The following is an 11,086-nucleotide window of genomic DNA, read 5'->3' as shown; positions in this document are numbered from 1 at the left end:
GTACCCCACTACCGCGAGTACTTCCGCCATGTGCGCAACTTCCTGGCGCCGGAGGGCGTGGCGCTGATCCATACCATCGGGCGCAGCGACCCGCCCGGCGTGACCGGCGCCTTCATCACCAAGTACATCTTCCCCGGCGGCTATGTCCCCGCCCTTTCCGAGGCCAGCGCGGCCATCGAGAGGGAGCGCCTCGTGACCTGCGACGTCGAGGTCTGGCGGCTGCATTATGCCGAGACGCTGAAGCACTGGTACGACCGCTTCATGCAGAACGTCGACAAGGCGCGCGATCTCTACGACGACCGCTTCGTTCGGATGTGGCGGCTCTACCTTGTCGCGTCAGAGATGACCTTCCGCATGAACGACCAGGTGGTCTTCCAGTTCCAGCTGGCGCGCGACCAGCAGGCGGTGCCGCTGACGCGGGACTATCTTTATCGCGACAGGCGTCTTCGCGACGGGGCGCCCGGCGATGCGGCGCAGCAGTCGGCGGCCGAATAGGGACGCGCGGGGGGCGCGGGCCCCTCGACCGCAGGCCCCGTCCCCCGTCATTTCACCTGCAAGCGGAAAGACGGCGCCCGGCCCTGCCCTGCGGTTTCCGCCCTGCACGGCGGATCAGGGGTTGAACCCCAACGCGCGCTGACTATAACGCAGGCAATTTTGCGCCGGGCTCTGCGCCCTGCCCTGCCTGCACCGATATGTCCTGAAGCGCGCTGTCACGAGGTCCCTGAAAATGCCGAAGAGAACCGATATCAACTCCATCATGATCATCGGCGCGGGGCCCATCATCATCGGACAGGCCTGCGAGTTCGACTACTCGGGCGCCCAGGCTTGCAAGGCGCTGCGCGAAGAGGGCTACCGGGTGATCCTGGTGAACTCGAACCCCGCGACGATCATGACCGACCCGGACATGGCCGATGCCACCTACATCGAGCCGATCACCCCCGAGGTCGTCGCCAAGATCATCGAGAAAGAGCGCCCCGACGCGCTGCTGCCCACGATGGGCGGCCAGACCGGCCTGAACACCGCGCTGGCGCTGGATGACCAGGGCGTGCTGGAAAAGTTCAACGTCGAGCTGATCGGCGCCAACCGCGCCGCCATCGAAATGGCCGAGGACCGCGCCCTGTTCCGCGACGCCATGGACCGCATCGGCCTGGAAAACCCCAAGGCGACCATCGTCAGCGCCCCCAAGCTGGCCAACGGCAAGCGTGACATCGCCGCCGGCATGAAGGACGCCATGAACGCGCTGGAAAGCATCGGCCTGCCCGCGATCATCCGCCCCGCCTTCACCCTGGGCGGCACCGGCGGTGGCGTGGCCTACAACCGCGACGACTACGAATACTACTGCCGCTCCGGCATGGAGGCCTCTCCGGTCGGCCAGATCCTGGTCGATGAAAGCCTGCTGGGCTGGAAGGAATACGAGATGGAGGTCGTCCGCGACAAGGCGGACAACGCGATCATCGTCTGCTCGATCGAGAACGTCGACCCGATGGGCGTGCACACCGGCGATTCGATCACCGTGGCCCCGGCACTGACGCTGACCGACAAGGAATACCAGGCCATGCGCTCGGCCTCGATTGCCGTGCTGCGCGAGATCGGCGTGGAAACCGGCGGCTCGAACGTGCAATGGGCGATCAACCCCGAGGACGGCCGCATGGTCGTGATCGAGATGAACCCGCGCGTGTCGCGTTCTTCGGCGCTGGCCTCCAAGGCCACCGGCTTCCCGATTGCCAAGATCGCCGCCAAGCTGGCCGTCGGCTACACGCTCGACGAGCTGGACAACGACATCACCAAGGTCACGCCCGCGTCGTTCGAGCCGACCATCGACTATGTCGTCACCAAGATCCCGCGCTTCGCCTTCGAGAAGTTCCCCGGCTCGGAACCGCTGCTGACCACCGCCATGAAATCGGTGGGCGAGGTCATGGCCATCGGCCGCACCTTCCACGAATCGCTGCAGAAGGCCCTGGCCTCGATGGAGACCGGACTGACCGGCCTCGACGAGATCGAGATCGAGGGCGTCAGCGCCGTCGGTGCTGCCTCGGACATCGACCGTGCCGCCATCGTCAAGGCGCTGTCGCGCCAGACCCCGGACCGCATCCGCGTCATCGCCCAGGCCATGCGCTTCGGCCTCTCGGATGAAGAGATCCAGGCCGTGACCGCCTTCGATCCCTGGTTCCTGGCCCGCATTCGCGAGATCATCCGCGCCGAGGCCGAGGTGAAGATGAACGGCCTTCCGCTGACCGAGGAAGGTCTGCGCCGCCTGAAGATGCTGGGCTTCTCGGATGCCCGCCTGGCCAAGCTCTCGGCCCGGGACGAGGACCAGGTGCGCCGCGCCCGGCACAACCTGGGCGTCACCGCCGTCTTCAAGCGCATCGACACCTGCGCCGCCGAGTTCGAGGCCCAGACCCCCTACATGTACTCGACCTACGAAGAGCCCATGATGGGCGAGGTCGAGGACGAGGCGCGTCCCTCCGACCGCAAGAAGGTGGTCATCCTGGGCGGCGGTCCGAACCGGATCGGCCAGGGGATCGAGTTCGACTACTGTTGCTGCCATGCCTGCTTCAGCCTGACCGACGCGGGCTATGAAACCATCATGGTCAACTGCAACCCCGAGACCGTCTCGACCGACTACGACACCTCGGATCGCCTCTACTTCGAGCCGCTGACCTTCGAGCACGTGATGGAAATCCTGCGCGTCGAACAGTCCAACGGCACCCTGCATGGCGTCATCGTCCAGTTCGGCGGCCAGACGCCGCTGAAGCTGGCCAATGCGCTGGAAGAGGCCGGGATCCCGATCCTGGGCACCACCCCCGACGCCATCGACCTGGCCGAGGACCGTGAGCGCTTCCAGGACCTCGTCAATCGCCTGGGCCTGAAACAGCCCCACAACGGCATCGCGCATTCCGACGCCGAGGCGCTGGAGATCGCGGAAAGCATCGGCTTCCCGCTGGTCATCCGCCCCTCCTACGTGCTGGGTGGCCGCGCCATGGAGATCGTGCGCGAGATGGAGGGCCTGAAGCGCTACATCCGTGACGCCGTGGTCGTCTCGGGCGACAGCCCGGTGCTTCTGGACAGCTACCTGTCGGGCGCGGTCGAGGTCGACGTGGATGCGCTCTGCGACGGCGAGGACGTGCATGTCGCCGGCATCATGCAGCACATCGAAGAGGCCGGCGTCCACTCGGGCGACTCTGCCTGCTCGCTGCCGCCGCATTCGCTGTCGGCCGAGGTCATCGCAGAGCTGAAGCGCCAGTCCCGCGCCCTGGCGCTGGAACTGGGCGTGGTCGGCCTGATGAACGTGCAGTTCGCGGTCAAGCGCGAGAACGGCGAGGACGTGATCTACCTGATCGAGGTGAATCCCCGTGCCTCGCGCACCGTGCCCTTCGTGGCCAAGGCGGTGAACAGCCCGATCGCCTCGATCGCGGCCCGCGTCATGGCCGGCGAGAAGCTGGCGTCCTTCGACCTGGTCGATCCCCAGATCGAGGGCTTCGCGGTGAAAGAGGCCGTGCTGCCCTTCGCCCGTTTCCCGGGCGTCGACACGCTGCTCGGGCCGGAAATGCGCTCGACCGGAGAGGTCATGGGCTATGACCGCAGCTTTGCCCGCGCCTTCCTGAAGGCCCAGATGGGTGCCGGGACGCATCTGCCGACCGAAGGCCAGGTCTTCATCTCGATCCGCGACGCGGACAAGGAAGACGAGATGCTGGAGGCCGCGCGCACCCTGGTCGAGCTGGGCTTCTCCCTGGTCGCCACCCGTGGCACCGAGGCCTGGCTGACCGCCGCCGGCATCGCCTGCAAGACGGTCAACAAGGTCTACGAGGGCCGTCCCAACGTGGTCGACCTGCTGAAGGACGGCGAGATCGCCCTGGTGCTGAACACCACCGAGGGCGCGCAGTCGGTGGCCGACAGCCGGCAGATCCGCTCGGTAGCGCTCTACGACAAGATCCCCTACTTCACCACCGCGGCGGGTGCCAAGGCGGCCGCCCAGGCGATGAAGTCGCGCGCCGAGGGCGAGATCACCGTCACGGCGCTGCAGGAGTGAGCGGCGCCCTTCGCCTCCCGGCCCTGGCGCTGCTGATGGCCCTGGCGGGCTGCGGCGGGGTGCCACTGGTGCCGCTGATCTGAACCAGACGCGCGGGGCGAAAGCCTCGCGCGTTTCGCATTCCGGGGCACGGTGGGTTGTCACCCACCCTACGCCATGCGCCACGGCCGGAAGCCGCCTGCGCGGGCGGCGCGCAGCCCGGGCGGGGGAACAATGATCCGGGTCACTCCGTTGGGTTGGCAACAGCAACCGAAAGGAGCTTGCCATGAAGGACCTTGCCACCGATCCCGCCAAACACCTGTTCGACCGCCTGGCGGACATCACCGCCGGGATGCTGATGACCGGCCCAGACACCCATATCCCGATGAGCCACCACGCCGATGCCGAGCGGGGCGTGCTGTGGTTCATCACCGCCGAGGGCACCGAGGCCCACAAGGCAGCGATCGCCGGGCGCGACAGCCACTTTCTCGTCGCCGATCGGGGTGCGAAACTCTATGCCGACATCTCGGGCCAGTTGCAGGCAGTGACCGACCCCGCGACGCTGGATGACCTGTGGTCGCGCGTGACCGATGCCTGGTTCGAAGATGGCCGCGACGACCCCTCGGTCCGGCTGCTGCGCTTCGTGCCCTCGAAGGCCGAAGCCTGGATGACCGAAGGCAGCGCCAAGTTCCTCTTCGAGATCGCGCGGGCGAACCTTGACGATGATCATACCCCCGAGGTCGGCGAGCATCGGATGATCACCTTCTGAACCGGCAGGGCAGGGCGTAGGGTGGGTGGCAACCCACCTTGCCCCCCTACCCCTCCCGGTCGCCTCGGCCTGCCCTGCAGGACCGGTAGGGCGACAGGCCTCCCCCCTCAGGTTCAAGACAGTGCGACCGGCGGACAGCCCCCCGGCAAAGTCATCTTGCCCCCCGCCCCCGGCCCGGCCTATCTACCGCCATGGCCAAGCTCTACTTCCACTACTCTACCATGAACGCGGGCAAGTCGACGATCCTGCTGCAGGCATCGCACAACTACCGCGAGCGCGGCATGGACACCTACCTGCTGACTGCGCGCTTCGACAGGCGCGCCGGCGAGGGCCGCATCGGCTCGCGCATCGGGATCGGCGCCGATTCCGATACCTTTGACGAGACCGACGACCTCTTTGTCCGCATCCGAGACCGTCATGCGGCAGCCCCCTTCGCCTGCATCTTCGTCGACGAGGCGCAATTCCTGACCAAGGATCAGGTCTGGCAGCTGGCCCGCGTGGTCGACGACCTGCGCCTGCCGGTGATGTGCTACGGGCTGCGCGTCGATTTCCGCGGCGAGCTCTTCCCCGGCTCCGCCGCCCTGCTGGCGCTGGCCGACGAGATGCGCGAGGTGCGCACCATCTGCCATTGCGGCAAGAAGGCCACCATGGTGGTCCGGCGCACTGCCGACGGTCGTGCGGCCCAGGAGGGTGCCCAGATCCAGATCGGCGGGAACGAGACCTATGTCTCGCTCTGCCGCCGTCACTGGCGCGCCGAGATGGGCGACAGCCCTCTGTGAGCACCTCGCGCCGGGCCGCTGCCCCCCCCGCGGAGGGGCACGGCACGCCCCGCGGCGCCCGCTGTTGACCGGCCGGGCGGAAGCGTCCTAGCAAGGGGCAGGCCAGCCGGAGACCCCCCCGATGACACCGATTGCGAAAGTCCTCTGCCTGGGGTTTGTCCTGCTGCTGAGCGCCTGCACCGCCCGCCCCGGGCCCGGGGTGCTGACGGCGCACCCCGAGGTGGCGGGAGGCCATCCCGAGGCGCAGGTGATCCGCGTCTACGCGGCCACCAACCGCGCCCTGGCGGCGGGTTTCGAGGGCCAGCCCGCCTTCGCCACCAGCTACCGTTTCTACGACATCTCCGTGCCCCCGGAGCGCGGCTTGGCGCGGATCTCCTATCCCGGCGAGACCCCGGACCCGGCCACGGATTTCGTCGTGACGGCCTCGGGCGTGCTGGAACGCGCCGAGTTCCTCGCCCAGACGCGCCGGGCCGGGGGCGCAAAGCGCGACCTCGCGCTCTATGTCCACGGGTACAACACCAGCTTCCAGGAAGCGCTGTTCCGCCTGGCGCAGATCTCGGCCGAGGCCCATCACCGCGTGGCGCCGGTTCTCTTTTCCTGGCCCTCGCGCGGCAAGCCGCTGGACTACGAGGCCGACCGGCAGGCGGCGCTGTTCTCGCGCAATGCCCTGCGCGACCTGGTCACCGGGCTGACCGCCGGGGGGCGACCGCTGGTGCTCTTCGGGCATTCCATGGGCGGTTTCCTGGTGGTCGAGACCCTGCGTGATCTGCAACTGGCCGGGCAGACGCAGGTGCTGGCACGGCTCGACGTGGTGCTGGCGGCGCCGGACATCGACGTCTTCGTCTTCGCAAGCCAGCTGGAAACCCTGGGCCACCTGCCCCGGCCGATCCTGATCCTGACCTCGCAGGGGGACCGCGCGCTTGGCCTGTCCTCCCGCCTTGCCGGGGGGCGACCCCGGGTCGGAGCCCTGCCCGCGGCCGCGCCCATGGTCGGCGCCGCCGCGCGGCGCGCCAATGTGCAGATCATCGACATTTCCTCGGTGCGGGCCGATCCGCTGGGCCACCAGCGCTATGTCGGCATGGTCGAGCTCTACGCCCGCGCCGAGGCCGAACCGCCCGAACTCCGCGTGCCGGGCGCCTTCATCTTCGACGCGCTCACGCGCTCTTTGGTGGCGCAGTAGCGGCCCTGCGGCACGAAAAAGGGGGGGCCATGCCCCCCTTCTCGGAGCCGGGCAGCCCCGGCTTCACGTCCCGGCAGCGGCCCGCCTCAGTTCACCCGGTTGGGGCAGTCCTCTCCGGCGAAGAAGGCGCGCAGGTTCTCGACCGCCATGGCGCCCATGTCCTCGCGCACGTCGAGGCAGGCGGTGCCCAGGTGCGGCAGCAGCACCGCATTGTCGAGCGCCAGCAGCGCCTCGGGCACATGCGGCTCGTGCTCGTAGACATCCAGGCCCACGGCGCCGAACTGGCCCGCCTGCAGGGCGGCGATCAACGCCTCTTCGTCCAGGATGTCGCCGCGCGCGATGTTCACCAGGACCGCATGGGGCTGCATCGCCGCAAAGACCGGCGCCCCGACGAGGTGATGGGTCTCGGCGCTTCCCGGCGTGGCGACGACGAGGATATCGGCCCAGGCGGCCAGCCCTTCAAGCGTCTCGTGACGGGTGGCGGGAAACCCCGTCTCCTTCTCGGAGCGGTTGAAATAGCCCACCTCCATGCCGAAGCCGAAATGGCAGCGCCGCGCCACGGCCTGGCCGATGCGGCCCATGCCGATGACGCCCAGCCTGCGCCCCGTCACGTGCAGGCCCAGCATCTGGGTCGGATGCCAGCCCTCCCACTGGCCGGCGCGCACCAGCCGCTCGGCCTCGCCGGCGCGGCGGCAGGCCATCAGGATCAGCGTCATCGCCACATCCGCCGTGGCATCGGTAACCGCACCGGGCGTGTTGGTCACCGTCACCCCGTGGTTGCGGCAGGCCTCTGCGTCGATGTGGTTGTAGCCCACCCCGAAGTTGGCAAGGATCTTGCAGCGCGGCCGACCGAAGTCCTGCAACACCTCTGCCGAGACCTGGTCGCCAAGGGTGACCATCATCCCGTCATAGACCGCCAGCCCCGAGCGGATCTCGGCGGCGCTCATCGGGCGGGTGCTGTCGCGGATCTCGACCTCGAAGTGGCGCGAGGCGGCCTCGATGGTGGCAGGCGGCATGGGGCGGGAAAGCAGGATCCGCTTCATCTCAGGTCTTCCACTTCTGTCAGTGCATTCTCTGTCCGGGGGTCACGTCCTGATCCGGGGCGATCAGGACGATACCGCCCTCGTCATCCGACACGCCGAGGGTCAACACCTCGGACATGAAGGGGCCGATCTGGCGCGGCGGGAAGTTCACCACCGCCATGACCATCTTGCCGACCAAGCTTTCGGGGCTGTAATGCGCCGTGATCTGGGCCGAGGTCTTCTTCTCGCCAATCTCGGGGCCGAAGTCGATCCAGAGCTTGATGGCGGGCTTGCGGGCCTCGGGGAAGGGCTCTGCGCGGATGACCTTGCCCGCACGGATATCCACCTTGAGGAAGTCGTCGAAGTTGATCTGCTCAGCCATTGGCCAGCTCCCGGCCCCGGTCGGCGGCGGCCTTCACCGCGCGCTTCAGCAGCGGCGGGAAGCCGGTCTGCTCATCCATCAGCACCTCGAGCGCCGCCTGGGTGGTGCCATTGGGGCTGGTGACGTTGACGCGCAGCTGGCTGGGGTCTTCCTCGGCCTCTTCTGCCAGCGCGCCTGCCCCGGCGACAGTGGCCTTGGCCAGCTGCATCGCCAGCTCCGGTTCCAGGCCCTGGGCCTCACCCGCCGCGGCAAGGGTCTCGATCAGGTGGAAGACATAGGCCGGGCCGGACCCGGACACGCCGGTGACCGCGTCGATCTGGCCCTCATCCTCCAGCCGCACCACCTGGCCGACCGCCGAAAGCAGCGCTTCGGCGAGATCCAGCGCGCCGCTGCCCGCATGGGCATTGCCGATGATCGCGGTGATGCCACGCCCGATGGCGGCAGGGGTGTTCGGCATGGCCCGGATCACAGGGCTTTCGGCGCCGAAAGCGGCCTCGAAGGCAGCGATCGGCGTTCCGGCCGCAACCGAAAGATAAAGCGTTTCGGAGTTGCCGAAGGCCTGCAACCCCGGAAGCGCATCGCCCATCATCTGCGGCTTGACCGCGATCAGCGCCACGGCGGGCGCCTCGGGCAGGCCCGCGTTGACATGCACTCCGGTCGAATTCAGCCAGTCGCTGGGGTGCGGATCCAGCACCCAGACCGAGGTCGCGGGCAGGCCGCGCTTCAGCCAGCCCGCCAGCATGGCCGAGCCCATCTTGCCGCAGCCAAGCAGCACCAGGCCATTTTCGGCCACCTTATCCAAAGACATCTCGCCCCCCTGCGTTCATATCACGTCGGGGGCAAGTTTTACGCCCGCCCGTAGGCCTCTGCAATGGCGACCTCCAGCGCGGCGCGCGGCGGGCGGCCACCCCAGACGTTCAGCTGGAAGGCGGGGTAGTAGCGTTCCGCCGACAGCACGGCAGCAGAGATCAGCGTCGAGATCTGCTCGGGCGAGGCGATCTGTTCACCGCTCAGCACCAGGCCGTAGCGATAGACCATCAGCTGCTGCTCGGCCCAGAAGGTGAACGCCCCGGCCCAGCACTGGTCGTTGACGTGGTTCAGCAGCTCGTAAAGGCCCGGCAGGGCCTCGGCCGGGGGCTCCATCTCGAAGGTGCAGATAAGGCGCAGGGTCTCGTCGTAGGCCGACCAGGCCAGGGTCACCGAGTAGGTGCGCCACTGCCCCTCGACCGCCATGGCGATCTGGTCTTCGGCGATACGGTCGAAATCCCACTCGTGGTGCTCGGCCAGAGTTTCGACGATGTCGATGGGATGCAGTTCTTCGGAGATGAAGGTTTCGGACAATGCCATGACGCCACCTCATTTGGGTTAGCGCAAGGGGGCTGGCAGCGCCCCAAGCGCTAGGTGCCTGCTCTAGAAACGGGGCGATTTCCGCCGTTCCTTACAAGATATGGTGGGCGTGGTTCGGTAGCCTGTAAAGGCAAATCTTGGGGACGACCGCAATTTGTTGTGGACAGCCTGGGGATAGATACCATGGGCGGGGGGAGCGCGACGGACGGAACCCCCTTCCGCCACAGGGAAAAGGCCCGGAAGATCCGGGCCCTTTCGCGCATGCTCAAAATCTGGCCCCTTGCGGGTGCCGCTGCCTGCGTCAGGAGAAGTCCATCGGCAGGTTGAAGGTGTAGCTCGCCGCGCCCAGCCCGTCCGGCGCGGCGGGAAGCCGCCCGGTGTTCTGCACCGCCTGTATCGCAGCCTGGTCGAAGGCCGGCTGACCCGAGGAGCGTGCGACCGAGGCCCCGAGGATGCTGCCATCGCGACCCACGGTCAGGCGCACCACCACGCGGCCCTGGCGGCCCCGCATGGCATTGGGGAAGCGCTTGCGCCGCTCGATCCGGGAACGGATCTGCGCGCCCCATACGGCCTGAAGCTGGGCTTGCTGCTGTCCGGCACCGGCGGCGACGCGGTTGTTGCCCGCATTCCCCGCCTGCGCGGATCCGCCAGAGCCGGCGGCCCGTTGCGTCACCCCGCCATTGCCGCCCTCGCGGGCCTGCTGGGTGCGGTCGGCGGGCCGCGCCTGCGGCGTCGGCGCGCGCTCGGGTTCAGGGGCGGGCGGTGGCGGCGGCGGTGCGGCATCCACCCGGGGCGCCGGAGTTTCCGGGCGCTGCATCGGGCGCAGGCTGGCCACCGGCGCGACACGGGGCGCTTCGTCGACCACCTGCTCGGGCTGGTCCTCGGCCGGCTGCGGCTCGGGCGTCTCGGCCAGCTCGGGCACCTCCTGGGGCACCTCTTCCGGCGCGCGCGGAGGCGGTGGCACCTCGAGGTCGAACTTCGGCACGGTGATCGTGTCGGGGCTGGCCTCGGCCACGTCGAGATGTGGCAGCACCGGCGGCGGCTCGACCTCGGCCTCGGGACGGGCCACGGGCTGCAGCGGCTCGGGTTCGACCGGCTGCGGGGCATCGGGGTCGATCTGCGCGTCGGGGGGCGTTTCCCAGGCCTGGATCAGCTCTTCCATGCCCTCGGGCGCGCCCTGTAGCGTCACCAGCGCTTCGCCGCCCGCGCCGCCCGACTGGGCACCGGTGGCCGGCACGCGCACGGCCAGCAACAGGTGCAGCACCAGCGCGAGCCCCATGAAGGCGAGAAATTCGACAGCACGTTTCATTGCGGAGCCACCACCAGCGCAACCTTGGACAGACCTGCCTCGGTCAGTGCCTTCAGGGTCTGCGCCACCACCGAGGCCTCGGCCGCCGCATCGGCGCGCAGCTGCGGCGCCTCGTCAGAGCCAAGTGCCTGCACACTCGGCGACGAAGGCGGCAATGGCAGCCTCCGCCACGGGCGACTCGCCGGAACCGGCCTCGCCCTCGGGCGACAGGACCAGCACCGGCGTCTCGGAGCGTCTCGGCCCCGTCGCTGGCCTTGGGCGGCTCGACCGCGAAGGGTTCGGGCGGAGC

The 11,086-nt window shown here is 68.6% G+C and carries 11 protein-coding genes; 5 read left to right on the top strand and 6 right to left on the bottom strand.

Annotated features, from left to right (window positions below; all coding sequences use genetic code 11):
- The 5 genes from OS124_RS0115435 to OS124_RS0115410 form a co-directional block, all read left to right on the top strand.
- On the top strand, positions 1–495 hold a 495-nt coding region (locus OS124_RS0115435; RefSeq protein ID WP_010140667.1), incomplete at its 5' end, for a class I SAM-dependent methyltransferase.
- 232 nt (positions 496–727) lie between these two features.
- The gene (gene carB, locus OS124_RS0115430; RefSeq protein WP_010140666.1) at positions 728–4,030 is read left to right on the top strand and encodes a carbamoyl-phosphate synthase large subunit; all 3,303 of its coding nucleotides are present in this window, start codon (positions 728–730) and stop codon (positions 4,028–4,030) included.
- A gap of 265 nt (positions 4,031–4,295) precedes the next feature.
- Positions 4,296–4,778 (top strand): pyridoxamine 5'-phosphate oxidase family protein, encoded by a 483-nt coding sequence (locus OS124_RS0115420; RefSeq protein ID WP_010140665.1) that lies wholly within the window; start codon positions 4,296–4,298, stop codon positions 4,776–4,778.
- A gap of 191 nt (positions 4,779–4,969) precedes the next feature.
- Entirely contained in the window at positions 4,970–5,557 is a 588-nt protein-coding gene (locus OS124_RS0115415; protein WP_010140663.1) for a thymidine kinase, read from the top strand.
- A 121-nt stretch (positions 5,558–5,678) separates the two neighbouring features.
- Positions 5,679–6,737: an alpha/beta hydrolase gene (locus OS124_RS0115410; protein ID WP_010140662.1), complete on the top strand. Its 1,059-nt coding sequence runs from the start codon at positions 5,679–5,681 to the stop codon at positions 6,735–6,737.
- A gap of 86 nt (positions 6,738–6,823) precedes the next feature.
- Here OS124_RS0115410 and OS124_RS0115405 read toward each other — a convergent pair whose 3' ends face one another.
- From OS124_RS0115405 to OS124_RS27525, 6 genes are all read right to left on the bottom strand, one after another.
- The gene (locus OS124_RS0115405) at positions 6,824–7,780 is read right to left on the bottom strand and encodes a 2-hydroxyacid dehydrogenase (RefSeq protein WP_010140661.1); all 957 of its coding nucleotides are present in this window, start codon (positions 7,778–7,780) and stop codon (positions 6,824–6,826) included.
- A 19-nt stretch (positions 7,781–7,799) separates the two neighbouring features.
- Entirely contained in the window at positions 7,800–8,141 is a 342-nt protein-coding gene (locus tag OS124_RS0115400; RefSeq protein WP_010140660.1) for a tRNA-binding protein, read from the bottom strand.
- Entirely contained in the window at positions 8,134–8,949 is an 816-nt protein-coding gene (gene proC / locus OS124_RS0115395) for a pyrroline-5-carboxylate reductase (RefSeq protein WP_010140659.1), read from the bottom strand. Before proC ends, OS124_RS0115400 begins: the two co-directional genes overlap by 8 nt.
- Positions 8,950–8,987: 38 nt before the next feature.
- Positions 8,988–9,488, bottom strand: coding sequence for a YbjN domain-containing protein (locus tag OS124_RS0115390; RefSeq protein ID WP_010140658.1), 501 nt, complete (start codon positions 9,486–9,488; stop codon positions 8,988–8,990).
- Between the two features lie 301 nt (positions 9,489–9,789).
- Entirely contained in the window at positions 9,790–10,797 is a 1,008-nt protein-coding gene (locus OS124_RS0115385; RefSeq protein ID WP_010140657.1) for a TonB family protein, read from the bottom strand.
- Entirely contained in the window at positions 10,794–10,952 is a 159-nt protein-coding gene (locus OS124_RS27525) for a hypothetical protein (protein WP_168161475.1), read from the bottom strand. The genes OS124_RS0115385 and OS124_RS27525 overlap by 4 nt, the downstream gene beginning before the upstream one ends.
- Positions 10,953–11,086: the final 134 nt, after the last annotated feature.

Source organism: Oceanicola sp. S124 (genome assembly GCF_000220565.1).
Classification (GTDB): Bacteria; Pseudomonadota; Alphaproteobacteria; order Rhodobacterales; family Rhodobacteraceae; genus Pseudooceanicola.
This window is presented reverse-complemented; position numbering and strand designations above follow the sequence as displayed.

What these genes read in the sequence shown, in the direction of transcription:
- OS124_RS0115400 (WP_010140660.1), bottom strand. Translation starts at nt 8,141, where the DNA reads ATGGCTGAGCAGATCAACTTCGACGACTTCCTCAAGGTGGATATCCGT.
- proC (WP_010140659.1), bottom strand. Translation starts at nt 8,949, where the DNA reads ATGTCTTTGGATAAGGTGGCCGAAAATGGCCTGGTGCTGCTTGGCTGC.
- OS124_RS0115405 (WP_010140661.1), bottom strand. Translation starts at nt 7,780, where the DNA reads ATGAAGCGGATCCTGCTTTCCCGCCCCATGCCGCCTGCCACCATCGAG.
- OS124_RS0115385 (WP_010140657.1), bottom strand. Translation starts at nt 10,797, where the DNA reads ATGAAACGTGCTGTCGAATTTCTCGCCTTCATGGGGCTCGCGCTGGTG.
- OS124_RS0115420 (WP_010140665.1), top strand. Translation starts at nt 4,296, where the DNA reads ATGAAGGACCTTGCCACCGATCCCGCCAAACACCTGTTCGACCGCCTG.
- carB (WP_010140666.1), top strand. Translation starts at nt 728, where the DNA reads ATGCCGAAGAGAACCGATATCAACTCCATCATGATCATCGGCGCGGGG.
- OS124_RS0115410 (WP_010140662.1), top strand. Translation starts at nt 5,679, where the DNA reads ATGACACCGATTGCGAAAGTCCTCTGCCTGGGGTTTGTCCTGCTGCTG.
- OS124_RS0115390 (WP_010140658.1), bottom strand. Translation starts at nt 9,488, where the DNA reads ATGGCATTGTCCGAAACCTTCATCTCCGAAGAACTGCATCCCATCGAC.
- OS124_RS0115415 (WP_010140663.1), top strand. Translation starts at nt 4,970, where the DNA reads ATGGCCAAGCTCTACTTCCACTACTCTACCATGAACGCGGGCAAGTCG.